A 25306-nucleotide genomic window follows, 5' to 3' on the forward strand; every position below is an offset into this window, starting at 1 on the left:
GCCATGCCAGGGAAGAAACCAGCCAAGGCGGGCGCCGCGCCGGCCGTCGATAGCGCCTACCAGAACACCGACAGCGGCCCCGGCGCCGCGCCCGAGGGCGGCGCGCGCGGCCGGGCGCGCAGTCCGGCGGCCAGGCGGGCCGCGGCCGTGGACGCCGCCGCATCCGCGCTGGACCACAACGCCGGCAAGGCCGCCGAGTATGGCGAGGAAGGCGCGCGCTGCCCGTATACGGGCGCCATCGTGTCCGCGACGGACCCGGCGGCGGGCGCCAGCTCCCTGTCCGAAAGCGCGGACTCGCCCAAGACCGGCGGGCCGGCCGCGCCCGGCGTCAACGCCGCCGACGGCCGGCTGGCGCGCGTGCGCGCCGACCCCACGGGCCAGCCGCTGACCACCAACCAGGGCGTGCGCGTCAGCGACAACCAGCATTCGCTCAAGGCGGGGCTGCGCGGACCGGCGCTGCTCAAGGATTTCATCCTGCGCGAGAAGATCACGCACTTCGACCATGAGCGCATCCCCGAGCGCATCGTGCACGCGCGCGGCTCGGCGGCGCACGGCTACTTCGTCTGCGAGCGCGCCCTGACCGACCTGACCGCGGCCGCGCCGTTCGCCGAGGTCGGCAAGCGCACGCCGGTATTCGTGCGCTTCTCGACCGTGGCCGGCGAGCGCGGCTCCAAGGACACCGCGCGCGATGTGCGCGGCTTCGCGGTCAAGTTCTACACCGACGAAGGCAACTGGGACCTGGTGGGCAACAACATGCCGGTGTTTTTCATCCAGGACGCGATGAAATTCCCGGACCTGGTGCACGCGGTCAAGCCCGAACCGCACCACGGCATGCCGCAGGCCGCGTCCGCGCACGACACGTTCTGGGACTTCGTGTCGCTGATGCCGGAATCCACCCACATGCTGATGTGGCTGATGTCGGACCGCGCGATCCCGCGCAGCTTTCGCATGATGCAGGGCTTTGGCGTGCACACCTTCCGCTTCGTCAACGCCGACGGCGAGTCGCGGCTGGTCAAGTTCCACTGGAACCCCTTGCTGGGCACGCATTCGCAGGTCTGGGACGAGGCCGTCAAGACGGCCGGCGCCGACCCCGATTTCCACCGGCGCGACTTGTGGGAGGCCATCGATTCCGGCACCCCCCCGCAATGGGAGCTGGGCGTGCAGGTCTTTACCGAGGAAGAGGCCGAACGCTTCAGCTTCGACGTGCTGGACGCCACCAAGATCGTGCCCGAGGAACTGGTGCCGGTGGTGCCGGTGGGCCGGCTGGTGCTGGACCGCAATCCCGACAACTTCTTCGCCGAAACCGAGCAGGTGGCTTTCTGCGCGGCGCACGTGGTGCCGGGCCTGGACTTCACCAACGATCCCTTGCTGGCCGGACGCATCCATTCCTATGTGGACACGCAGATTTCGCGGCTGGGCGGCCCCAATTTCCACGAGATCCCGATCAACGCGCCGCTGGCGCCGGTGCAGAACAACCAGCGCGACGGCATGCACCGCCAGGCCATCCACCGGGGGCGGGCGGCCTACGAGCCCAATTCGCTGGGCGGCGGCTGTCCGTTCCAGGCCGGCATGGACGGTTTCGTGTCCTTTCCCGAGCCGGTGGCGGGCGACGAGCTGCGCGGCCATCCCGAGAAATTCGCCGAGCACTACAACCAGGCCACGCTCTTCTACCTGAGCCAGACCGAATGGGAGCGCCGCCACATCGCCAGCGCGTTCGCGTTCGAACTGAGCAAGGTCACGGTGCCGGCCGTGCGCCGGCGCATGGTGGCGTCCCTGCGCAACGTGTCCGACGAGCTGGCCGGCTCGGTGGCGCAGCGCCTGGGCATGGCCTTGCCCGATCCGCTGCCGCGCGCCTGCGAACCGCCGGCGCCCGAGGTCGAGGTCTCGCCCGCGCTGTCGCTGACCGCGCGGCCCGGAGACGGCGGCGCGGCCACGCGCAAGGTCGCGATCCTGGTGGCCGAAGGCGTGGACGCCCGCGCCGTGCGCGCCTTGGCCGACGCGCTGATCGCCGCCGGCGTGGTGGTGCGGCTGGTCGGCCAGCGTATCGGGCCGCTATCGGGCGAGGGCGAAGTGCTGGACGCCGACGCATCGCTCGACAACCAGCCCTCGGTGCTGTTCGACGGCGCCATCGCGCCCGGCGGCGCGGCGGCGGCGGAGCGTCTGCACGCCGACGGACGGGCGCTGGAATTCCTGCGCGACGCCTATCGCCACGGCAAGACGCTGATGGGGCTGGCCGAAGGCAAGCAGCTATTCGTTGCGGCGGGCATCGAGCCGGACGAAGCCGACGGCGGCCTGCTGCTGGTCGACGGCGAGCCGGGCAACAGCGCGCCGCTGTTTCTGGAGGCCCTGGGCCGCCATCGCCATCCCGAACGGGAGACCGATCCGCCCGTCGTCTAGCCCCGTTGCGTCCGGGATCATCGTCCATCGGCGGAGCTTGACAACGCACGCGCGCCTGCCAATACTTGCTCGGGCAAGTCGGGGCGAGCGCGCGTGGCGCTTGCCGTCTTCATTCCAGGAGGCTGTATGCGTCGCGTATCCGTTTTGCCTGTCAAGTTTCACGGTTGGCTGTGGGCCAGCCTTTTTTTATGGGTGGCCGGTTTCTGTATGGCGACCCAGGCCCGCGCCGAGTCGGCCGCCGACATCAGCCGCGATGCGCGGGCGGCGCTGGAACGGCTGTACCAGCAGGAGCCCAAGACCCGGGTGCTGGGCGAGAAGGCGGTCGCCGTGCTGGTGTTTCCCAGCATTCTCAAGGGCGGACTGCTGGTCGGCGCCGAGAGCGGCGACGGCGCCCTGATCCGCCACGGCAAGGTCCAGGCCTACTACAACATCACCGCGGTGTCCTTCGGCCTGCAGGCCGGCGCGCAGAAGTTCGGCTACGCGCTCTTCTTCATGAACGAGGCGGCGCTGAAGTTCCTGGATCAGAGCGACGGCTGGTCGCTGGGTTCCGGACCCACGCTGGTCATGGTGGACGAAAGCTACGCGGCCAGCATCACCACCACCACCCTGACCCAGGACGTGTACGCCGTGCCCTTCGGCGGACAGGGGTTGATGGCCGGGGTGGGGCTGCAAGGGTCCAAGATCACCTCGTTGAACCTCAATTGAGCGTTGGCGGCTCGGCGATGCCGGGCCGCGCTGTCATCGCGCGGATTGGTCAGCAAGAGCGTAGGCGCCTGGGTCGGCGCGGCCGCGCTTAAAATGCGCCTGTCGATGCGCGGCCCGTCGCCGCGCCACGCTGATGAAAGGCTCCCGCCATGCAACAAAATCCGCCCGCCGCGCCGCAGCCGCGCCAGAACTTCGAAGCCCTTAGGCACGATTTGCAAGAGGCGCAGGCCCGGCTGTCCCGGTGGGGGCAGGTCGCGCAGGACTATGCGCAGCGGTACGCCGACGAGCTGGCGCCGCTGGAAACCATGGAAGTCGAATTGAAGGCCAGACTGGTCCTGTGTTTCGACCACGCCTGCAAACAGAAGGAACTCAGCAAGGGGCAGCGCCAGCTGGCCTCCGAAATCGCGGCGCAGCTTGCTGACGAAACCTTGTGTTCGCTGGAGCTGGACGGCACGCCCGGGGAATGCGACCTCGCGAAGCTGAAGGCCGTGTACCGCAAGCACGCGGGCAGCGATTTCGATGCGGACTATGCCGATGAGCGCGGCGCCGCAGACGCGCTGGCCGAGGAGCCGCCCGCCGCCTTGCCGCCGGCGGATGCGCCGGCCTTGCCGGAAGAGGCCGGGGCGCTGGAGGCGCGGCTGGCCGAGGTGCGGGCGGCGGTGGCCGGCGCCGAACGCGCGTTCAAGGCGCGCTACCGCTTCGACCCGGAACAGTCGATAGATCCGGCCGATCTGATGGAGGACCTGGAAGCCGAGATCGCCGACGTGCGCGAATATATCGGCGAGCTGGAATTCGAACTGGCGCAGTTCGTGGACATGCAGCAAGTCAAGGCCTGGCTCGATGCCATGAAACAGCAGATGGCGGCGCAGCGGCGTCGCGAAGCGCGCCGCTGAACGCATTGCGCGCGATTCAGGCGGCCGGGCGTCCGGGAGCCGGCGCGACGCGCATGACCGGCGCGGCGGTTTTGCCGGCGTCGGCGCGCGGCCGGATCATCATGGGGAAGAAGCGCCACAGGTACAGCGCGAAGCCCAGCGCCCACGCCGTGGCCGAGGCGTGCAGCAGGCCCAGCGCGGCCGCGGTGGGCAGCAGGGCGGCCAGGCGCAGCAGCGCGGCCAGTATCACCAGCACGTAACTGGCGACCATGCTGCGGTCGGCGCGCAGCGGCCGGCCCAGGTGGCCCAGCGCGGTGCGCGTGGCCATGCCGATGATCAGCACCGAAAACCCGGCCACGCCGACCACGTGCGCGGGCCAGGCGGTGCGCAGCACGAAGCCGGCCAGTTGCGCCGCGCCGACCAGCAGGCCCACGCCCAGTCCGAAATAGCCCGCGTACAGAATCCACAGCAGCGGCACGCGGCGCGCGGCCCAGGGCTTCCAGGAGATCCATTGCACCAGCGCGATCAGCCCGGTCGCGGCCAGCGCCACGGCCGCGATCTGCGGACGTCCGGCCAGCAGGCAGGCGATGGCGACCACGCCCGTGCCCAGCTGCCAGTGGCCGCTGCGGGTATGCGGTGGAATGTCCAGGCCGGCCACGGCGCGCTTGGCGAAAAAGGGCAGGATGCGGCGCGCGATCAGCAGGGTCAGCACGGCCATGCAGAGCAGGCCGGCGTTGAAGTAGCGCATCAGCGCGAAGTAGTCGCCCTGGACCGTGGCCCACAGGTACAGCGCGTTGGTCAGGGCCAGCGCCACCAGCAGCAGCGGTATGCCGTAGTTGCGCCGGTTGCGCGTGATGGCCACGGCGCGTCCCAGCGCGGCCGCGCCCCACAGGAAGAACAGCAGATCGGCCAGCGCGGCGATGAGAAACGCGGGCCGGCCCGGCGCCAGGTAGCCCGCGCGCGCCACGATCCATAGCACGCACAGCGCCGCCAGGGCATTGCCGCGCAGCGGATTCCTGCCGGTCCAGTTGCCGCCGGCGGTCAGCAGAAAGCCCACGGCGATGGTGGCGACGAAGCCCCACAGCATTTCGTGCGCATGCCAGGGCATGCCGCCCAGCACGCCGTTGAGCAGGGACGGGGCATGCACCCACAGCAGCACCGAGGCCAGCGCCCAGAAGCAGCCCGCCAGATACAGCGGGCGGAAACCCATTTCGGTGAAGGCGCGCCATTGCGGGCGCGCGCGGCGCGAGTCCTGGTCGGGTTCGTCGATGGTCAGCAGCGTGCTCATGGGGGCCTGCGTTTTTAAAGGTGTATTTCAAATGCATATTAATACGCCGCACCGCGCATCGCCAGCTTGGCGAATTGATCCAACGCAAGCCCGGCCGCAACGGCGGGGTGACTAGTCACATCGACAGGCCGCTTCTGGTCGGCTGGCGAATGGTGCGCAAGGCGCGCCGTCCTTAGGCTTGGGGCAAGTCAGATTTCTTCGTGACCAAAGCGAGAATAACCATGGCAGCAACCAGTCATTCCTCGGCCGGCGCGCCGATGCGGGTCCTGATATCCAGCACGTTCGCCTTCACCATCTGCTTCGCGGTGTGGATGATCTTCGCCGTACTGGGCATACCCATCAAGACGCAGCTCGGCCTGTCCGAAACCGAATTCGGCCTGCTGGCCGCCATGCCGGTGCTGACCGGTTCGCTGGTGCGGGTGCCGCTGGGCATCTGGACCGACCGCTACGGCGGCAGGCCGGTGTTCTTCGTCCTGATGCTGGTGGCCGTGGTGCCGATCTGGCTGCTGTCCTACGCGACGCAGTACTGGCAGTTCCTGGTGCTGGCGCTGTTCGTGGGCCTGACCGGCGGCTCGTTCTCGGTGGGCACGCCCTACGTGGCGCGCTGGTTTCCGCGCAACAAGCAGGGCCTGGCGATGGGCGTGTTCGGCGCCGGCAACTCCGGCTCGGCCATCACCAAGTTCGTGGCGCCCGCGCTGATCGCGGCCACCGCCGGATCGTGGATCATCGTGCCGCAGGTCTATGCGATCGCGCTGCTGGTGACGGCGGTGCTGTTCTGGCTGTTCTCGGCCTCGGACCCGTCGCACCGGGTGACCGGCGGGGCCAGCCTGTCGGCGCAGTTCGCCATGCTCAAGGATCCGCGCGTCTGGCGCTATTGCCAGTACTACTCGGTGGTGTTCGGCGGCTACGTGGCGCTGGCGCTGTGGATGACCAAGTACTACATCGGCGAGTACGGCTTCGACATCAAGCTGGCGGCGCTGCTGGCGGCCTGCTTTTCGCTGCCCGGCGGCGTGCTGCGCGCGGTGGGCGGCTGGATCTCGGACCGCTACGGCGCCTACAAGACCACGTGGTGGGTCATGTGGGTGTGCTGGGTCGCCTTCTTCATCCTCAGCTATCCGCAAACGCACTTTACCGTGCTGACCACCGCGGGCGCGCGCAGTTTCGATATCGCGCTCGGACCGGTCGTATTCACCATTCTGCTGTTCGTGGTCGGCATCGCCATGGCGATCGGCAAGGCCTCGGTGTTCAAGTTCATTTCGGACGAGTTCGGCGAGAACATCGGCGCGGTTTCGGGCATCGTCGGCCTGGCCGGCGGCCTCGGCGGATTCGTGCTGCCCATCCTGTTCGGCATCCTGCTCGACTACACGGGCGTGCGCTCCAGCGCCTTCATGCTGCTGTACGGCACGGTCTGCGTCTCTCTCATCTTCATGCACTTCAGTTTCCGGCCGGAAAGCGCGGCGCTGGCCCGGCAACACGCCACCTGATCCAACCTCAATCTGGGAGCACCTATCATGTCCACTCAAGTCCTGGCGCGCTGGGAGCCGGATAATCCCGGCTTCTGGAAACAGACGGGTTCGCGCGTCGCCAACCGCAATCTCTGGATCTCCATTCCCGCCCTGATGCTGGCGTTCTGCATCTGGATGCTGTGGAGCGTGGTCGTGGTCAACCTGGACCGCGCCGGCTTCATGCTGTCGAAGAACCAGATGTTCTGGCTGACGGCGCTGCCGGCGCTGTCGGGCGCCACGCTGCGCATCTTCTATTCGTTCCTGGTGCCGGTCTTCGGCGGGCGCAAGTGGACCGCCATTTCCACCGCCTCGCTGCTGATCCCGGCGCTGGGCATGGGCTTCGCGCTGCGCGATCCCACCACGACCTATCCGACCCTGCTGATCCTGGCGCTGCTGTGCGGCCTGGGCGGCGGCAATTTCAGCTCCAGCATGGCCAACATCAGCTTCTTCTTCCCCAAGGAAAAGAAGGGCCTGGCGACGGGGCTGAACGCCGGCATCGGCAACCTGGGCGTGTCGGTGGTGCAGTTCGTGGTGCCGCTGGTGATCTCCGCCAGCGTGTTCGGCGTGCTGGGCGGCGATCCCCAGACGGTGACCCGCGACGGCGCGCAGCACAGCCTGTGGCTGCAGAACGCCGGCTTCATCTGGGTGATTCCCATCGCGCTGGCCTCCATCGCCGCCTGGTTCGGCATGAATGACATCGCCGACGCGCGCGCTTCCTTCGCGGACCAGGCCGTCATCTTCAAGCGCAAGCACAACTGGCTGATGTGCTGGCTGTACGTGGGGACGTTCGGCTCCTTCATCGGTTTTTCGGCGGGCTTCGCCATGCTGACCAAGACCCTGTTCCCGCAGGTCGATCCCACGGCCTACGCCTTCCTGGGCCCGCTGGTCGGCTCGCTGACCCGTCCGGTCGGCGGCTGGGTCTCGGACAAGCTGGGCGGCGCGCGCGTCACGCTGTTCACTTTCGCCGCCATGATCGCGGCGGTGCTGGGCGTGGTGGCCTACCTGCCGGGCGCCTCGGGCGCGGGCGACTTCAACGGCTTCCTGGCCATGTTCATCGTGCTGTTCGCGCTGACCGGCGTGGGCAACGGTTCCACGTTCCGCATGATCCCCGCGATTTTCCTGCGCGAGCGCATCCAGGCAGCCAAGGGCAAGGACGCGGCCGCGCAGAAGCAGGCGCTGGCCGACGCCGCCAAGGAATCGGCCGCGGTGCTGGGCTTCTCGGGCGCCATCGGCGCGTACGGCGGCTTCTTCATCCCGCGCAGCTTCGGCACCTCGCTGGAGATGACCGGCAGCGTGCAGGCCGCGCTGTACTGCTTCATTGCCTTCTACGCCACTTGCATGGCGATCACGTGGTGGTACTACGGCCGCCGCGGCGCGCCGGTGCCGTGCTGACCGGCGGGCGCTTGGCCGGGGTGACTAGTCATTCTGCCGCGCCCGGCCTATGCCACCGGGCAATGGTCCCGCAGACAGGCCAGGCCTAAAGTGATTGCAACCGCATCGATCGCAGTATGCGCCGGCCGGGCCGGCGCTCTTGGAGAATAGAGAATGAGCCATTTTCTGGACCGCTTGAAGTTCATGTCCAGGGTGAAGTCCACCTTCGCGAACGGACACGGCGAGACGGTCAACGAAGACCGCAGCTGGGAGAACGCCTACCGCGCCCGCTGGCAGCACGACAAGGTGGTGCGCTCGACCCACGGCGTGAACTGCACGGGTTCGTGCTCGTGGAAGGTGTACGTCAAGAACGGCCTGATCACCTGGGAGACCCAGCAGACCGACTACCCGCGCACGCGGCCGGACCTGCCCAATCATGAACCGCGCGGCTGTCCGCGAGGGGCTTCCTACAGCTGGTACGTGTATTCGGCCCAGCGCGTGAAGTATCCGATGATCCGCGGACGCCTGATGGAAATGTGGCGCGAGGCCCGCAAGACCATGGACCCCATCGCCGCCTGGGAATGGATCAGCCAGGACCCGGCGCGCGCCAAGCGCTACAAGGCCGTGCGCGGCCTGGGCGGTTTCGTGCGCGCCGACTGGGACACCGCCACCGAAATCATCGCCGCGGCCAATGCGTACACGATCAAGAAGTTCGGCCCCGACCGCCTGATCGGCTTTTCGCCGATCCCGGCCATGTCCATGGTCAGCTACGCCGCCGGCGCGCGCTACCTGAGCCTGCTGGGCGGCGCCTGCCTGAGCTTCTACGACTGGTACTGCGACCTGCCGCCGGCCAGCCCGCAGGTCTGGGGCGAGCAGACCGACGTGCCGGAATCGGCCGACTGGTACAACTCGACCTATCTGATGGTGTGGGGCTCCAACGTGCCCCAGACCCGCACGCCCGACGCCCACTTCTATACCGAGGTCCGCTACAAGGGCACCAAGACCGTGGCCGTGTCCAGCGACTACGGCGAAATGGTGAAGTTCGGCGACATCTGGCTGGCCCCCAAGCAGGGCACCGACGCGGCGCTGGCCATGGCCATGGGCCATGTGATCCTGAAGGAATTCCACCTGTCCGGCGCCTCGGCCTATTTCCGCGACTACGTGAGCCGCTACACCGACATGCCCATGCTGGTGCAGTTGAAGGAGCGCGACGGCTGCTACGTGCCCGACCACTTCCTGCGCGCTTCGCACCTGGACGGCGCGCTGGGCGAGCAGAACAATCCCGACTGGAAGACGCTGGTCCTGGACGCCAAGAGCGGCGACCTGGTCGCGCCCAACGGCAGCATCGGCTTTCGCTGGGGCGAGGGCGCCGTCAACGGCGGCGAGAAGGTCGGACGCTGGAACCTGGAATCCAGGGACGGCGGCAGCGGCCGCGAGATCGAGCCCACGCTGACGCTGCTGGGCCAGTCCGACGCCGTGGTCGGCGTGGGCTTTGCCTACTTCGGCGGCGAGCATGGCGATCTGCAGGTGCGCAACGTGCCGGCGCGCCGCATCCGCCTGGCCGACGGCGGCGAGGCCCTGGTGGCCACGGTGTACGACCTGCAGATGGCCAACTACGGCCTGGACCGCGGCCTGGGTGGCGGCAACGTCGCCGGCAGCTATGACGACGACGTGCCCTACACGCCGGCCTGGCAGGAAAAGCACACCGGCGTGCCGCGCGCGCAGGTGATCCAGGTGGCGCGCGAGTTCGCCCAGAACGCGCACGACACCGAGGGCAAGTCCATGGTCATCGTCGGCGCCGGCCTGAACCACTGGTACCACATGGACATGATCTACCGCGGCATCATCAACATGCTGATGATGTGCGGCTGTGTGGGCAAGAGCGGCGGCGGCTGGGCTCACTACGTGGGCCAGGAAAAGCTGCGTCCGCAGTTCGGCTGGGCCCCGCTGGCCTTCGCCGCCGACTGGGTGCGCCCGCCGCGCCAGATGAACGGCACCTCGTTCTTCTACGCCCACACCAGCCAGTGGCGCCATGAAAAGCTGGACGTCACCGAAGTGCTCGGCCCCACCGCCGACCGCGCCAAGTACGCCGACCTCAGCATGATCGACCTGAACGCCCGCGCCGAGCGCATGGGCTGGCTGCCGTCGGCGCCGCAGCTGCGCACCAATCCGCTGGACGTGGTGGCCGAGGCCGACGCGGCCGGCAAGGACCCGGTTGTCCACGCCGCCGAAAAGCTCAAGTCCGGCGAACTGCGCATGGCCTGCGAGAACCCGGACGACCCGGCCAACTTCCCGCGCAACATGTTCGTGTGGCGCTCCAACATCCTGGGCTCCAGCGGCAAGGGCCACGAGTACTTCCTGAAGTACCTGCTGGGCACGCAGAACGCGGTGTTCGGCGACGAGGCCCAGGCCATCCGGCCGTCCGAAGTCACCTACCAGGAAGACGCGGCCCAGGGCAAGCTCGACCTGCTGACGGTGCTGGACTTCCGCATGAGCACGACCTGCCTGTACGGCGACATCGTGCTGCCCACGGCCACCTGGTACGAAAAGGACGACCTCAACACCTCGGACATGCACCCGTTCATCCACCCGCTGAGCGAAGCCGTGCAGCCGTTGTGGGAAAGCAAGACCGACTGGGAGATCTACAAGCTGCTGGCCAAGCGCTTCAGCGAGATCGGCGGCCCCTACCTGGGCAAGCGCCGCGACCTGGTGCTGACCCCGCTGATGCACGACACGCCGGGAGAACTCGGCCAGGCCTTCGAGCCCAAGGACTGGAAGCTGGGCGAGTGCGACCTGGTGCCGGGCAAGACCGCGCCGACCATGACGGTGGTCGAGCGCGACTACAACGACATCTACCGCAAGTTCACCTCGGTCGGCCCCTTGCTGGACAAGCTGGGCAACGGCGGCAAGGGCATCAGCTGGAACACCGAGCACGAAGTGCGCGAGCTGGCCAACCTGAACGAGGCCGTGGCCGAAGCCGGCGTGAGCCAGGGCCGTCCGCGCCTGGACACCGCCATCGACGCCGCCGAGATGATCCTGACCTTCGCGCCCGAGACCAACGGCCACGTGTCGGTCAAGGCCTGGGAGGCGCTGGGCAAGATCACCGGCCGCGACCATACCCACCTGGCGCTGGGCCGCGAACACGACAAGATCCGCTTCCGCGACATCGTGGCGCAACCGCGCAAGATCATCTCGGCCCCGACCTGGTCGGGCCTGGAAAGCGAGGAAGTCAGCTACAACGCCGGCTACACCAACGTGCACGAGCTGATTCCGTGGCGCACGCTGACCGGCCGCCAGCAGTTCTACCAGGACCACCGCTGGATGCTGGACTTCGGCGAAGGCTTCTGCGTGTACAAGCCGGCCATCGACACCAAGACGGTGGCGCCCATGCTGGGCCGCTACCCGAACGGCGAGAAGGAACTCGTGCTGAACTGGATCACGCCGCACCAGAAGTGGGGCATCCACAGCACGTACTCCGACAACCTGCGCATGCTCACGCTCAGCCGCGGCGGCCCCCACGTCTGGGTGTCGGAAACCGAGGCCCGGCAGGCCGGGCTGGTCGACAACGACTGGGTCGAGGTGTTCAACGTGAACGGCACGCTGACCGCCCGCGTGGTGGTCAGCCAGCGCGTGCCGGTGGGCATGTGCCTGATGTACCACGCGCAGGAAAAGATCGTGAACGTGCCCGGCGCCGAAACCAGCGGCAAGCGCGGCGGCATCCACAACTCGGTCACGCGCACGGTGCTCAAGCCCACCCACATGATCGGCGGCTACGCCCAGCAGGCCTATGGCTTCAATTACTACGGCACGGTGGGCGCCAACCGCGACGAGTTCGTGGTGCTGCGCAAGATGAAAAAGGTGGACTGGCTGGAAGGCCCGCTCGTCGAAGAATCGCAAGAGGAAGAGAAGCAATCATGAGGATACGCGCCCAAATCGGCATGGTGCTGAACCTGGACAAGTGCATCGGCTGCCACACTTGCTCGGTCACCTGCAAGAACGTCTGGACCAGCCGCGACGGCGTCGAGTACGCCTGGTTCAACAACGTCGAGACCAAGCCCGGCATCGGCTATCCCAAGGAATGGGAGAACCAGGCCAAGTGGAAGGGCGGCTGGGTCCGCAACGCCGCCGGCAAGCTCGAACCGCGCCAGGGCAGCAAGGTGCGCATCCTGGCCAACCTGTTCGCCAACCCGAACCTGCCGCAGATCGACGACTACTACGAGCCGTTCACCTTCGACTACGAGCACCTGAAGAACGCGCCGCTGTCGCAGACGCCGCCGACGGCGCGGCCGGTGTCGGTGCTGACCGGCCAGAAGATGGACAAGATCCACTGGGGCCCGAACTGGGAAGACGACCTGGGCGGCGAGTTCAGCGCGCGCAGCCGCGACGCGCTGTTCGAGGGCGTGCAGAAAGAGATGTACTCGACCTTCGAGAACACCTTCATGATGTACCTGCCGCGCCTGTGCGAGCACTGCCTGAACCCGACCTGCGTGGCAAGCTGTCCGTCTGGCTCGATCTACAAGCGCGAGGACGACGGCATCGTGCTGGTCGACCAGGACAAGTGCCGCGGCTGGCGCATGTGCATCTCGGGCTGCCCGTACAAGAAGATCTACTACAACTGGAACAGCGGCAAGGCCGAGAAGTGCACCTTCTGCTATCCGCGCATCGAGGCCGGCCAGCCCACGGTCTGCTCGGAAACCTGCGTGGGCCGCATCCGCTACCTGGGCGTGCTGCTGTACGACGCCGACCGCATCGAGGCCGCGGCGTCCGTGGCCAGCGAGCAGGACCTGTACGAATCGCAGCTCGGCCTGTTCCTGGACCCGCACTCGCCCGAGGTCATCGCCGCCGCGCGCGAGCAGGGCATTCCGGAAGCCTGGCTGGAGGCCGCGCGCAATTCGCCGGTCTACAAGATGGCGGTGCAATGGCGCGTCGCCTTCCCGCTGCACCCGGAATACCGCACGCTTCCGATGGTCTGGTACATCCCGCCGCTGTCGCCGATCCAGTCGGCCGCCGAGTCGGGCAAGATGCCGCAGCGCACCCTGGGCAAGAGCGCCATCATCCCGGACGTCTCCAGCCTGCGCATTCCGGTGCGCTACCTGGCCAACCTGCTGACCGCCGGCAAGGAGGCCCCGGTGCTGCTGGCGCTGGAACGCATGCTGGCCATGCGCGCCTACAAGCGTTCGGAAACCGTGCATGGCGAGCGCGACACCAGCGTGCTGGCGCCGGTCGGGCTGTCCGAGGAAATGGTGCAGGACATGTACAAGATCATGGCCATCGCCGACTACGAGGACCGCTTCGTCATTCCGTCCAGCCACAAGGAGATGGTGGAGGACAGCTTCAACGAGAAGGGCAGCTGCGGCTTCACCTTCGGCAACGGCTGCTCGGGCGGCGCTTCGGACAGCACCCTGTTCGGCCGCAAGCCGCAGGGCAGCGAGATCTTCATCGAGATGCCGAAATCCCGCAAGAAGAAGGCCGCTTCGGTCTAGGAAAGGAGAAAACCATGAGTCCGTACCGCCTGCTTTCCGCCTTGCTGTGTTATCCCGAGCCCGAGCTGCTGGACGCGCTGGGCGAGATCGAAACCGCGCTGGCCGACGATCCCGACGCCGAAGAGGCCTTGCAGCCGCTGATGGCGTACCTGGCCACCCACGACCTGATTTCGCTGCAGGAGAACTACGTGGCCACCTTCGACCGCAACCGCTCGCATTCGCTGCACCTGTTTGAGCACGTGCACGGCGAAAGCCGCGACCGCGGCCAGGCCATGGTGGATCTGCTGCAGACCTATCGCCAGCACGGCTTCGAGCCGGTGGCCGCCGAGCTGCCCGACCACGTGCCGCTGTTCCTGGAATTCCTGGGCGTGATCGACCCCGACCAGGCCCAGGCGCTGCTGGACGACGCCATCCACGTGCTGGCGGCGATCGGCGCGCGCCTGGCCCGTGACGACAGCCCCTACGCCTGCGTCTTCGCCGTGCTGCGCGCCCGGTCGCGAGTGATCCCGCGCGAGCAGACCGATGCGCCCGTGCGCGACATGGACGAGGCCATGGAGATGTACGGCGCCGGCCATGACGGCGTGGAACCGCTATTGCGGCCGTTCTCGGGCGATGGCGCGCAGACCGTGCGCTTCCATCCGCGCATGGCCCATTAATCTTCAGGACGACGCAACATGAACACCCTGAACCAGTTCTTCTTCGGCATCTATCCCTATATCGCGGGCGCCATCTTCCTGCTGGGCAGCCTGGTGCGCTTCGAGCGCGAGCAGTACACCTGGAAGTCGGACAGCTCGCAGCTGCTGCACCGCGGCCAGCTGCGGCTGGGCAACATCCTGTTCCACGTCGGCATACTGGGCCTGTTCTTCGGCCATCTGGTGGGCCTGCTGACCCCGGTGGTGGTGTGGGACGCGCTGGGAGTGTCGCATACGTTCAAGCAGGGCGTGGCCATGGCGGCCGGCGGGGTCATGGGCATCATCTGCCTGATCGGCCTGGCTATCCTGATCCACCGCCGCCTGAGCGATCCGCGCATCCGCGCCACCACGCGCACCGGCGACAAGGTGCTGCTGCTGTGGATCCTGGTCACGCTGCTGCTGGGCCTGTCCACCATCGTCGTGTCGGCCGGCCACATGGACGGCGAAATGATGGTGCGCCTGATGACCTGGGCCCAGCACATCGTCACCTTCCGCGGCGACGCCGCCAGCCATATCACGGACGCGCCGTTCCTGTTCAAGGCGCACCTGTTCATGGGCCTGACGCTGTTCCTGATCTTCCCGTTCACCCGGCTGGTGCACATCTGGAGCGGCTTCGCCTCGCTGGGGTACCTGGGCCGCGCCTGGCAGCTGGTGCGCCCGCGCTGAACCCCGTCACCAGGAGCCGAACATGCCCGTCATCGTCAATGGCGTCGAACTGAACGACGCCGATCTGGAACAGGAACTGCCGCAGCACCAGCAGGCCGACAATCACATGCGCGCGGCGGTCACCGCCCTGGTGCTGCGCCGCGTGCTGCTGGACGAAGCCGGCCGGCAGGGGCTGGACGCCGCGGACGAGGAGGGCGCCATCGGCGAACTGCTGGCCCGCGAGGCGACCGCGCCCGAGGCCGACGAGGCGGCCTGCCGCCGCCATTACCAGATGCACCCCGAGCGCTTCATGGTGGGCGAGCTGGTCGAGGCCGACCACATCCTGTTCCAGGTCACGCCCGGCGTGAACCTGGACATGCTGCGCGGGCACGCCACCATGGTGCTGGAAGCGCTGCTGGCCGACCCCTCGCGCTTTGCCGAGGTGGCGCGCGAGCAGTCCAACTGCCCGTCGGCCGCGGTCGGCGGCAGCCTGGGCCAGCTGGGCCGCGGCGATACGGTGCCGGAGTTCGAGCGCGCGCTGTTCGCGCTGCCGGCCGGCGGCCTGCTGCCGCAGCTGCTGCAGACGCGCCACGGCCTGCACATCCTGCGGGTGACGCGCCGCATCGAAGGGCGGCTGCTGCCCTACGAACACGTGGCCGGCCAGATCGCCGCGGCGCTCACGGCCATGAGCCGCGACACCGCCTGGCGCCAGTACATCAAGCTGCTGGTCGGCCGCGCCCGGATCGAAGGCATCGACCTGGACGACGGCGAACCCGAGCGCGTCTACAGCGCAGGCCCCGCATGATGGACGCGCCATCCGCTTCACCGCTGCAAGACGGCTACGGACGCCGCATCGATTACCTGCGCGTGTCCGTCACCGACCGTTGCGACCTGCGCTGCAGCTATTGCCTGCCCAAGGATTTCAAGGGCTTCGAAACGCCGGCCAACTGGCTGGACCACGCCGAAATGCAGCGCCTGGTCGGCCTGTTCGCCGGGCTGGGCGTGCGCAAGGTCCGGCTGACCGGCGGCGAGCCGCTGCTGCGCCGCGGGCTGGCGGGCCTGGCCGGCGCCATCGCCGCCATGCCGGGGCTGGCGGATCTGTCGGTCTCGACCAACGGCACCCGGCTCGCGCGCCACGCACAGGCCTTGCGCGCCGCCGGCGTGACGCGCCTGAACGTCAGCCTGGACACGCTGGACGCGGCCGCCTTCGGCCGCATCACCGGCCGCGACTGCCTGGCATCGGTGCTGGAAGGCCTGGACGCGGCGCGCCGCGCGGGCTTCGCGCCCATCAAGCTCAACAGCGTGGTGCACGCGGCCACGCCCGAGGCCGAGGTGCGCCGGTTGCTGGACTACGCACTGGCGCAGGGCTTCGTGCTGCGTCTGATCGAGCCCATGCCGATGGGCGAGTGCGGCCGCGGGTTCAGCCATACCGACCTGAACGCGATGGGCGCGCGCCTGGCCCGCGACGCCGGCCTGGTGCCGGCGCTGGCGCCCGCGGGCGGCGGCCCCGCGCGCTACTGGGGCACGGGCGATGGCGCGCCGGCGCTGGGCGTGATCACGCCCATGTCGCGCCATTTCTGCGCCAGCTGTAATCGCGTCCGGCTGGGCGTGGACGGCACGCTGTACCTGTGCCTGGGCCAGGAAGACCAGGTGCCGCTGGGCCGGCTGCTGCGCGAGGGCGCGAGCGACGCCGACCTGGTGCGCGCCATCCGGGCCGGCATCGCGGCCAAGCCGGAGCGGCACGAGTTCTCCAGCCGGCCGGAACGCATCGTACGGTTCATGGCCCAGACGGGAGGATGATATGCGCGACATCGAACGCCTGGTCGACGGTTTCCAGCGTTTCCAGCAGCAGTACTACGAGGACGCGCCCTCGCTGTACCGCAGCCTGCGAGACGGGCAGCACCCCAGCACGCTGCTGATCGGCTGCTGCGATTCGCGCGTCGACCCCGCCATGCTGCTGGGCTGCGACCCGGGAGACATCTTCACCGTGCGCAACGTGGCCAACCTGGTGCCGCCGTCCAACATGGACCGCGGCCTGCAAGGCGTGCTGGCGGCCATCCAGTTCGCGGTCGAGCAGCTGCAGGTCAGCCGCGTCATCGTGCTGGGCCACGGGCAATGCGGCGGCATCCGCACCCTGATGGAGCGCGGGACGGGCAGCCGGCCCGCGCGGCGCGCCGACGCGGGCGGCGAGCCCGACTACATCGAGCGCTGGATGGACATCGCCGAGCCGGCGCGCAGCCGGGTGCTGCAGCAGATGCCCGAGGCCACGCCCGCCGAGCGCCGCCGCGCCTGCGAGCAGGCCTCCATCCTGATCTCGCTGCGCAACCTGGAAGAGCTGTCCTTCGTGCGCCGGGCGCTGGAGGCCGGCCGCCTGACCCTGCATGGCTGGTACTTCGACCTGGCCGCCGGCGCTTTGCTGGCATACTCGGCCCGGGCAGACGCGTTTCTGCCCATCGTATGCCCATTGTTCACGGAGCTAGGATGAGCCCAGTTTTCGCTATCGCCGGCCGGTCCGGCAGCGGCAAGACCACCCTGATAGAGGCCATGCTGCCGGTGCTGGCCGCGCGCGGCCTCAAGGTCAACGTGGTCAAGCACAGCCACCACGATTTCCAGATGGAGCCGCCGGCCAAGGACAGCGCGCGCTTTCGCGCGGCGGGCGCCCAGGAGGTGATGATCGCCTCGCCGTTTCGCTTCGCCATCGTCCACGAACTGCGCGGCGCGCCCGAACCCACGCTGGACGAGCAGCTGGCGCGCCTGTCGCCGGCCGACCTGGTGCTGGTCGAAGGCTTCAAGCGCGCCGAGGTGCCGCGGCTGGAAGTCTACCGGCCGGCCGTGGGCAAGCCGCCGCTGCATGCCGAAGACCCCGGTTTCCTGGCGGTGGCGACCGACGTGCCGCTCGATATCGCACTGCCGTGTCTTCCGCTGGGCCAGCCGGCCGAGGTCGCGGCCTTCATCTGCCGCGCCCTGGGGCTGACGTGAACGTCCGGGCCGCCGCGCGGCCGGGGCCGGCGGGCGCGTCGGGCTACACTGATGGCCGTTATACCGCTCCACGGGCGCAGACCGCTCCCAACCCCATGAATCCGCCAGCTCCTGCCGACTCCGACAGCCTGCCATCGCCCCGGCACCGGCTGTCCACGCGCATCGTCGCCAGTTCCCTGGTGGCCCTGGTGGTGGTGCTGGCCATGGTCAGCTGGACGCTGTGGGTCTCCTGGCAGCTGGAAGGCGCCGGCGCGGCCATCAACGACACCGGCAGCCTGCGCATGCGGGCCAACCGCGTGGCGGTGGAGCTGATGCGGCCGCAGGCCGGGCGCGAGTTCCGCACGCGCGAGCAGATCGACGTCATGGACGACACCATCGCGCGCCTGGAGCGCGGCAATCCGGCCCGTCCGCTGTTCCTGCCCAACGACGAGGCCATCCGGCTCCAGTGGCGGGAAGTGGCCAGCTACTGGAACGACATCATGAAACCGGTGGCCCTGCGCGCCCTGGGGCAGCCCAGCGCCGCGGCCTACCTGGAAACGCTGCCGGAGTTCGTCGAGCGCGCCGATTCGCTGGTGCGCATGATCGAGCAGGACAACGCCGGCAAGACCGCTTCGCTGCGCCTGTCGCAGGGCGTGCTGGCCGCCATCGCCAGCGCCGGCACCCTGGCCATGATCTACCTGCTGTATCTGTGGATCATCTCGCCGGTGCTGCGCCTGCGCGACGGCCTGCAGCGCATGGCCGCGCGCGAATTCAGCACCCGGCTGCCGGTGGAAAGCCAGGACGAGTTCGGCGTGCTGGCGCGCGGCTACAACCGCATGGCCGACGAATTGCAGGATCTCTACACCGGCCTGGAACGGCGCGTGGAGGAAAAAACCGCCCAGCTGGCCGCGCAGAACCGCGACATCGGCGCGCTCTACGACATGGCGGCCTTCCTGAACCAGCCCAACGAGATCGAGGCGCTGTGCGACGGCTTCCTGCGCCGCGTGATGCTGCAGTTCGACGCCGAAGGCGGCAGCATCCGCGCGCTCGACCCGGCCACCGACAAGCTGAACCTGATGGTCTCGGTCGGCCTGTCCGACGCGCTGGTCGAGTCCGAGCATTGCATGAACGTGGACGACTGCTATTGCGGCACGGCCACGCGCCAAAAGAGCGTCATCGTCATCCAGGACCTGAGCAAGGCGGCGCTGGCCAGCAGCCTGAGCTGCCGGCGCGAAGGCTACGCCAGCGTGGCGGTGTTCCGCATCGTCACGCGCGACGAGGTGCTGGGTTCGTACTCGCTGCATTTCCGCCGGGAGCGCCAGCTCACGCCGGGGGAATCGCAGATGCTGGAAACGCTGGGACGGCACCTGGGCGTGGCGCTGGACAACCGGCGCCTGGGCGCGCAGGCGCGCCAGCTGGCCGTGGTGCAGGAGCGCGGGCTGGTGGCCCAGGGGCTGCACGACAGCCTGGCCCAGGGCCTGAATTTCCTGAATCTGCAGCTGCAGATGCTGGACGCGGCGGTCAAGCGCGGCGACGCCGACGAAATCGAGGAAATCCTGCCGCTGCTGCGCGCCGGCGTGGACGAAAGCTACCAGGACGTGCGCGAGCTGCTGACCAACTTCCGCAGCAAGCTGGCCCAGGGCGACCTGCAGGCCGCCATCGAGGACACGGTGGAGCGCTTCCGCCGCCAGACCGGCATCGCCACCGAGCTGCGCTTCGGCCAGGGGCAGGGCGCGCCGCTGCCGCCGGAGCAGCAGCTGCAGGTGCTGTTCATCCTGCAGGAAGCCCTGTCCAACGTGCGCAAGCATTCCGAGGCCGACCGCGTCGAAGTCGCCGTCGACAACGGCCGCGATTTCAGCCTGCTGGTGGCCGACAACGGCCAGGGGTTCGACCCCGCCGAGGTGGCCGAGCGCGGCGAATCGCATGTCGGACTGCACATCATGCGCGAGCGCGCCGCCCGCATGCGCGCCATGATAAAACTCGAATCGCAGCCCGGCGCCGGCACGCGCGTGCGGCTGAACCTGCCGGGCAGCGAACGCCAGGCCGCTTGATATTTTCCAGACCATGCCTATCCGTATCCTCCTCGTCGACGACCACACCCTGTTCCGTTCGGGCGTGCGCCTGCTGCTGCAGCGCCAGCCGGACTTCGAGGTCGTGGCCGAGGCCGGCGACGGGGTCGAAGGCCTAAAGCGCGCCAAGGAGCTCAAGCCCGACGTGGTGCTGCTCGACCTCAACCTGCCCGGGCTGTCCGGGCTGGAAACCCTGCAGCTGCTGACGCAGGACCTGCCGTCCTGCGCCGTCATCATCCTGACCGTTTCCGAAGAGGCCGACGAGCTGGGCCAGGCGCTGCGCGACGGCGCGCGCGGCTACCTGGTCAAGAACATTGACGCCGACGCGCTGACCGCCGCCATCCGCCGCGCCGCCGGCGGCGAGCCGGTGATCGCCGACAGCATGACCGCCAAGCTGGTCGAGCAGTTCCGCGGCCAGGCCGGCCAGGGCGGGGCGGGCGCGCAGGCCGCGGGCAGCGGCGACCGCCACCGCCTGACCGCGCGCGAACGGCAGATCGTGCAGTGGCTGGCGCGCGGCGCCAGCAACAAGGTCATCGCGCGCGAACTCGACGTGAGCGAAAGCACGGTCAAGATCCATGTGCAGAACGTGCTGAAGAAGCTCAATCTCACCAGCCGGGTGCAGGTGGCGGTGTACGCGGTGGAGCATGGGTTGTATGTGGAGGAATAGGGCGGCTGGCGCCGCCTGATGGGTTTCGCGCGTTCGATGGCCGGGTTCTTGCGCGGAATCTCTCGCGCTGCACCCATCCTACGATGACGCATCCGTAGGATGGGTGCAGCGCGAGCGTCCTCAACCAAGAACACCTATATCAAGCGCGCGAAACCCATCGGGCGGCGCCAGCCGCCATCCCACCCCCCGCATTTGATCTGCGACAAGGCCCGGCATGCCCCCGGCCCATAGACTGGCCGGCATGCATACTCGAACCTCACCCATGGAGCTCGTGGCTCCCGCCGGCAGCCTGGCTGCGCTGAAAGCGGCGCTGGAGGCCGGCGCCGACACCGTCTATCTCGGCCTGAAGAACGCCACCAACGCGCGCAACTTCGCCGGGCTCAATTTCACCGAAGCCGACATCCGCGCCGGCGTGGAGCTGGCCCACAGCCGCAAGCGCCAGGTGCTGTTCGCCATCAACACCTTCGTGCAGGCGGGCAGGGCGCAGGAATGGCGCGCCGCCGTGGACGCGGCCCACGGCCTGGGCGCCGACGCAGTCATCATGGCCGATCCGGGCCTGCTGGCCTACGCCAGCGACCGCTATCCCGACCTGCGCCTGCACCTGTCGGTGCAGGGCTCGGCCACCCACGCCGACGCCATCGAGCTCATGAAGGAACAATTCGGCATCCGCCGCGTGGTGCTGCCGCGCGTGCTGACGCTGGCCGAGATCGCGCGCATCTGCGCCAACGTCAGCGTCGAGGTCGAGGTCTTCGGCTTCGGCAGCCTGTGCGTCATGGCCGAAGGCCGCTGCCTGCTGTCGTCCTACGCCACCGGCGACTCGCCCAACAACAAGGGCGTGTGCTCGCCGGCGCACGCGGTGCGCTGGGAGGAAACCGACGGCCGCATGGACGCGCGCCTGAACGGCATCCTGATCGACCGCTACGAACCGGGCGAGCCGGCCGCGTATCCCACGCTGTGCAAGGGCCGCTTCGAGGTCGACGGCCAATCCGACCACGCGCTCGAAGAGCCCACCAGCCTGAACGCCATCGGCCTGCTGCCGCGCCTGGCCGGGATGGGCGTGTCCGCCATCAAGATCGAAGGCCGCCAGCGCAGCCCGGCCTACGTCACGCAAGTGGTGTCCACGCTGCGCGCCGCGCTCGACAGCGCGCATGCCGACGCCGCGCGTTTTTCTCCGCGCCCCGAATGGAACGCCATGCTGGCGCGCCATGCCGAGGGTTCCCAGGTCACTCAAGGGGCATTCGAACGTCCATGGAAATAACGCCCAACTTCTTCCAGATCTCGGTCGGCCCCCTGCTGTACTACTGGCCGCGGCGCGACACGCTGGACTTCTACGCCGCGCTGGCCGACAGCCCGGCCGACATCCTCTACGTGGGTGAAACCGTGTGCAGCCGCCGCCACGAGCTGCGCGCCGACGACTGGCTGGACCTGGCGCGCGACCTGCGCGCCGCCGGCAAGACCGTGGTGCTCTCGGGCCGCACACTGATCGAGTCCGGCGCCGAGGCCGCCGCGCTCAGGAAACTGTGCGAGCAGGACGACTTTCCGGTCGAGGCTGGCGAGATCGGCGCCATACGCCACCTGGCCGGTCGCCCATTTGTGGCCGGCCCGCACCTGAACGCCTACCACGGCGGCACGCTGGACTGGCTCGCGCAGCGCGGCGCCGTGCGCTTCGTCGCGCCGCTGGAAATGGACGCCGAGACCCTGGGCCGCCTGTTGCAGGAACGGCCCGTGGGACTGGAGGCCGAGGCCTTGGTGTGGGGCCGCATGGCGCTGGCGTTCTCGGCGCGCTGCTTCACGGCGCGCCACTTCCGCCTGAAGAAGGACGACTGCGGTTTCCGCTGCATCGAGCATCCCGACGGCCTGGACATGCGCACCCGCGAATCGCGCGGCTTCCTGGCCATCAACGGCATTCAGGTGCAGTCCGCGGCCTGCCTGGACCTGCTGCCGCTGGCGCCCAGCCTGGCCGCGCTCGGCGTGGAGGTGCTGCGCGTCAGTCCGCAATCGTCGGGCACGCTGGAAGCCGTGGCCGCGCTCGACGCGATGCGCCAGGGCCGCCGGCCGGTCCCGGTGGCGCCGCCGGCGGGCATCGAACGCTGCAACGGCTATTTCCATGGCCGCGCGGGCATCGACCTGCTGGAGGAAGCGGCATGAGCCCGCCCATCGTCCTGCCCGCCATGCTGGCCCGCATCGGCCGGCGCCTGCCCACGCCGCTGGTGTCGCTGCATTTCGTCGCCGGCCTCGAAGTGGCGCGCCGCCTCAAATGGCTGGCGCCGCCGCCGGAACTGGAAGGGCGCAGCTTCGCCATCACGGTCGAGGACCTGGGCCTGCGCAACTGCTTCACCGTGAAACGCGGCGCGTTCCGGCCCGTCTGGAACGGCGCGCCGGCCGAACTGGAGCTGGGCGCCAAGGCGGCCGAGCTGCTGGCGCTGATGCGCCAGGAAACCGACGCCGACACGCTGTTCTTCCAGCGCCGCCTGCGCATATCGGGCGACACCGAACTGGGCCTGATCGTCAAGAACTGGCTGGACGCCGCGCCCCGGCCGGCCTGGCTGCAGCGCGCCGCCGGCGTGGACGCGCCGCTGCGGCCCTGACCGCGCGCGGCCTCTGGTCCATTCGCCTGGGAGGGCGGCTACTATAGCGAGGGACAGTTCCCTTCCATAACGAAACCAGAGAGACACATGAGCGATCCGAAACAGTCCTGGCGGCTAGAAACCATCGCGGTGCATGGCGGCTACCGCCCCGACCCCACCACGCGCGCGGTGGCGGTGCCCATCTACCAGACCGTGGCCTATGCGTTCGACGATACGCAGCACGGCGCGGACCTGTTCGACCTCAAGGTGCCGGGCAACATCTACACCCGCATCATGAACCCGACCACCGACGTGCTGGAGCAGCGCGTCGCGGCCCTGGAAGGCGGCGTCGCCGCGCTGGCGCTGGCCTCGGGCCAGTCCGCGGTGACCTACGCCATCCTGACCATCGCCGAAGCGGGCGACAACATCGTGTCCTCCAGCACCCTGTACGGCGGCACCTACAACCTCTTCGCGCACACGCTGCCGCAATACGGCATCACCACGCGCTTCGCCAATCCGGCCGACCTGGCCAGCTTCGAGGCGCAGATCGACGAGCGCACCAAGGCCATCTTCGCCGAGTCCGTCGGCAACCCGCTGGGCAACATCACGGACATCGCGGCCCTTGCCGAACTGGCGCACCGCCACGGCCTGCCGCTGATCGTCGATAACACCGTGCCGTCGCCGTACCTGCTGCGCCCGATCGAGCACGGGGCCGACATCGTGGTGCAGTCGCTGACCAAGTACCTGGGCGGCCACGGCACCAGCCTGGGCGGGGCCATCATCGACTCGGGCAAGTTCCCCTGGGCCGAGCACAAGAGCCGTTTCAAGCGCCTGAACGAGCCGGACGTGAGCTACCACGGCGTGGTCTACACCGAAGCCTTCGGCGCGGCCGCCTATATCGGCCGGGCCCGCGTGGTGCCGCTGCGCAATACCGGCGCGGCGATCTCGCCCTTCAACGCCTTCCAGATCCTGCAGGGCATCGAGACCCTGGCGCTGCGCGTGGACCGTATCGTCGAGAACGCGGTCAAGGTCGCCAACTTCCTGCGCGAGCATCCCAAGGTCGAATGGGTCAACTACGCGGGCCTGCCCGACCATCCCGACCACGCGCTGGCGCAGAAATACCTGGGTGGCAAGGCCCCGGGCCTGTTCACCTTCGGCGTCAAGGGCGGGCGCGAGGCCGGCGCGCGCTTCCAGGACGCGCTGCAGCTCTTCACCCGGCTGGTCAACATCGGCGACGCCAAATCGCTGGCCACGCATCCGGCCTCCACCACGCACCGCCAGCTCAATCCGGAAGAACTGCAGAAGGCGGGCGTGCGCGAGGAAACCGTGCGCCTGTCCATCGGCATCGAGCATATCGACGACCTGCTGGCCGACCTGGACCAGGCGCTGGCCAAGGCCTGAGCGCCGCGCGCCCGCCTATTTGCGCGGGCGCTTGCCGGCGGCCGGGCAGATCAGCCCGCGCAGTTTGCGCTGCACCGGGTCGTGCGCGACCGGCGCATCGTGGATGCCGGCCGTCGGCGTCGCTTCCACCAGTTCGCCGGTGGCGTTCTCGCCGGCGTAGTGCAGCGTGCGTTCCACGCTGTAGGTTTCGGCCGCGCAATTGAGCACGACCGGCTGGGCCACCGAGCGGTAGGGCTTGCCGTTGGCTTCGGAGATCCGCGGCTGGGCGTAGAACCAGGCCACGGTGACGGCCATGACGGCCGGGCTGTCGGATACGGGCTTGATCGAAGCGCTGTCGTAGAACACGCCCGGCATGGCCTGGGGGTCCAGCGGCACCCAGTCCGGGCCGCCGAACAGCATGCCCGCCGGCCCCGGGTCGCGCGGCAGCACGTTCACGGCGCAGGCGCCGGGCGGCACCGGGTCGCCCTCGCGCACCGTGACGGTTTCGCAGGCGCCGGGCGGGGCGGCCGGCGCGGCGGGACTCCACAGGGCCGCGGCCAGCGCGGCCAGGACGAGTCGCAGTCTTGCGTGCCTGGCGATCATGGGAGGGTTCCGTGGGGTGAGCATGCAGGCCATGGCAGACCGACGAAAGACCATGGGACGTTCCCGATCATAAACGGCGCGCGCCTCATGCGGGGGCCATTCTT

At 68.8% G+C, this 25306-nt stretch carries 21 protein-coding genes; 19 read left to right on the top strand and 2 right to left on the bottom strand.

Annotated features, from left to right (window positions below; genetic code table 11):
* Window positions 1–3 precede the first annotated feature (3 nt).
* The 3 genes from C1I89_RS01485 (at window position 4) to C1I89_RS01495 (ending at window position 3995) form a co-directional block, all read left to right on the top strand.
* Window positions 4–2397, top strand: a complete 2394-nt coding sequence (locus tag C1I89_RS01485; protein WP_102771042.1) for a catalase — start codon at window positions 4–6, stop codon at window positions 2395–2397.
* Between the two features lie 207 nt (window positions 2398–2604).
* Window positions 2605–3102 carry a YSC84-related protein gene (locus C1I89_RS01490; protein WP_247747875.1) on the top strand — a complete coding sequence of 166 codons (498 nt, stop codon included), beginning with the start codon at window positions 2605–2607 and terminating at the stop codon, window positions 3100–3102.
* Window positions 3103–3251: 149 nt separating this feature from the next.
* Complete coding sequence (locus C1I89_RS01495; protein ID WP_102771044.1) at window positions 3252–3995, top strand: hypothetical protein; 744 nt, start codon at window positions 3252–3254, stop codon at window positions 3993–3995.
* Between the two features lie 16 nt (window positions 3996–4011).
* On the opposite strand, the gene C1I89_RS01500 is transcribed toward C1I89_RS01495, so the two are convergent.
* Window positions 4012–5262, bottom strand: coding sequence for an NnrS family protein (locus C1I89_RS01500; RefSeq protein WP_102771045.1), 1251 nt, complete (start codon window positions 5260–5262; stop codon window positions 4012–4014).
* A 221-nt stretch (window positions 5263–5483) separates the two neighbouring features.
* Here C1I89_RS01500 and C1I89_RS01505 point away from each other — a divergent pair, with 221 nt between their 5' ends.
* From C1I89_RS01505 to C1I89_RS01580, 16 genes are all read left to right on the top strand, one after another.
* The gene (locus tag C1I89_RS01505; protein WP_209166556.1) at window positions 5484–6746 is read left to right on the top strand and encodes an MFS transporter; all 1263 of its coding nucleotides are present in this window, start codon (window positions 5484–5486) and stop codon (window positions 6744–6746) included.
* A 27-nt stretch (window positions 6747–6773) separates the two neighbouring features.
* Window positions 6774–8159: a NarK family nitrate/nitrite MFS transporter gene (locus C1I89_RS01510; protein WP_102771047.1), complete on the top strand. Its 1386-nt coding sequence runs from the start codon at window positions 6774–6776 to the stop codon at window positions 8157–8159.
* Between the two features lie 153 nt (window positions 8160–8312).
* On the top strand, window positions 8313–12056 hold the full coding sequence (locus C1I89_RS01515; protein WP_102771048.1) for a nitrate reductase subunit alpha: 3744 nt from the start codon (window positions 8313–8315) through the stop codon (window positions 12054–12056).
* Window positions 12053–13621, top strand: coding sequence for a nitrate reductase subunit beta (narH, locus tag C1I89_RS01520; RefSeq protein WP_102771049.1), 1569 nt, complete (start codon window positions 12053–12055; stop codon window positions 13619–13621). The genes C1I89_RS01515 and narH overlap by 4 nt, the downstream gene beginning before the upstream one ends.
* 14 nt (window positions 13622–13635) lie before the next feature.
* Window positions 13636–14277 carry a nitrate reductase molybdenum cofactor assembly chaperone gene (gene narJ, locus C1I89_RS01525; RefSeq protein ID WP_102771050.1) on the top strand — a complete coding sequence of 214 codons (642 nt, stop codon included), beginning with the start codon at window positions 13636–13638 and terminating at the stop codon, window positions 14275–14277.
* Window positions 14278–14295: 18 nt separating this feature from the next.
* Complete coding sequence (gene narI, locus C1I89_RS01530) at window positions 14296–14979, top strand: respiratory nitrate reductase subunit gamma (RefSeq protein ID WP_102771051.1); 684 nt, start codon at window positions 14296–14298, stop codon at window positions 14977–14979.
* 22 nt (window positions 14980–15001) lie between these two features.
* Window positions 15002–15763 (top strand): peptidylprolyl isomerase, encoded by a 762-nt coding sequence (locus C1I89_RS01535; RefSeq protein ID WP_102771052.1) that lies wholly within the window; start codon window positions 15002–15004, stop codon window positions 15761–15763.
* Window positions 15760–16758, top strand: coding sequence for a GTP 3',8-cyclase MoaA (gene moaA, locus C1I89_RS01540; protein WP_102771053.1), 999 nt, complete (start codon window positions 15760–15762; stop codon window positions 16756–16758). Before C1I89_RS01535 ends, moaA begins: the two co-directional genes overlap by 4 nt.
* Window position 16759: 1 nt before the next feature.
* On the top strand, window positions 16760–17443 hold the full coding sequence (locus C1I89_RS01545) for a carbonic anhydrase (protein WP_102771054.1): 684 nt from the start codon (window positions 16760–16762) through the stop codon (window positions 17441–17443).
* Window positions 17440–17937, top strand: a complete 498-nt coding sequence (gene mobB, locus C1I89_RS01550; protein WP_102771055.1) for a molybdopterin-guanine dinucleotide biosynthesis protein B — start codon at window positions 17440–17442, stop codon at window positions 17935–17937. Before C1I89_RS01545 ends, mobB begins: the two co-directional genes overlap by 4 nt.
* Before the next feature lie 95 nt (window positions 17938–18032).
* Window positions 18033–19967 carry a type IV pili methyl-accepting chemotaxis transducer N-terminal domain-containing protein gene (locus C1I89_RS01555; RefSeq protein WP_102771056.1) on the top strand — a complete coding sequence of 645 codons (1935 nt, stop codon included), beginning with the start codon at window positions 18033–18035 and terminating at the stop codon, window positions 19965–19967.
* A gap of 13 nt (window positions 19968–19980) precedes the next feature.
* Entirely contained in the window at window positions 19981–20652 is a 672-nt protein-coding gene (locus C1I89_RS01560; RefSeq protein ID WP_102771057.1) for a response regulator, read from the top strand.
* Window positions 20653–20893: 241 nt separating this feature from the next.
* Window positions 20894–21910, top strand: coding sequence for a ubiquinone anaerobic biosynthesis protein UbiU (gene ubiU / locus C1I89_RS01565; RefSeq protein WP_102771058.1), 1017 nt, complete (start codon window positions 20894–20896; stop codon window positions 21908–21910).
* A complete protein-coding gene (locus C1I89_RS01570) occupies window positions 21901–22800 on the top strand; it encodes a U32 family peptidase (RefSeq protein ID WP_102771059.1) in 900 nt (299 codons plus the stop codon). The genes ubiU and C1I89_RS01570 overlap by 10 nt, the downstream gene beginning before the upstream one ends.
* Window positions 22797–23240 (top strand): ubiquinone anaerobic biosynthesis accessory factor UbiT, encoded by a 444-nt coding sequence (ubiT, locus tag C1I89_RS01575; RefSeq protein ID WP_102771060.1) that lies wholly within the window; start codon window positions 22797–22799, stop codon window positions 23238–23240. The genes C1I89_RS01570 and ubiT overlap by 4 nt, the downstream gene beginning before the upstream one ends.
* An 87-nt stretch (window positions 23241–23327) precedes the next feature.
* Window positions 23328–24620 carry an O-acetylhomoserine aminocarboxypropyltransferase/cysteine synthase family protein gene (locus tag C1I89_RS01580; protein ID WP_102771061.1) on the top strand — a complete coding sequence of 431 codons (1293 nt, stop codon included), beginning with the start codon at window positions 23328–23330 and terminating at the stop codon, window positions 24618–24620.
* Between the two features lie 15 nt (window positions 24621–24635).
* Here C1I89_RS01580 and C1I89_RS01585 read toward each other — a convergent pair whose 3' ends face one another.
* Window positions 24636–25202, bottom strand: coding sequence for a surface-adhesin E family protein (locus tag C1I89_RS01585; RefSeq protein WP_102771062.1), 567 nt, complete (start codon window positions 25200–25202; stop codon window positions 24636–24638).
* Window positions 25203–25306 lie beyond the last annotated feature (104 nt).

The sequence above is a fragment of the Achromobacter pulmonis genome, assembly GCF_002885955.2.
Classification (GTDB): domain Bacteria; phylum Pseudomonadota; class Gammaproteobacteria; order Burkholderiales; family Burkholderiaceae_B; genus Achromobacter; species Achromobacter pulmonis_A.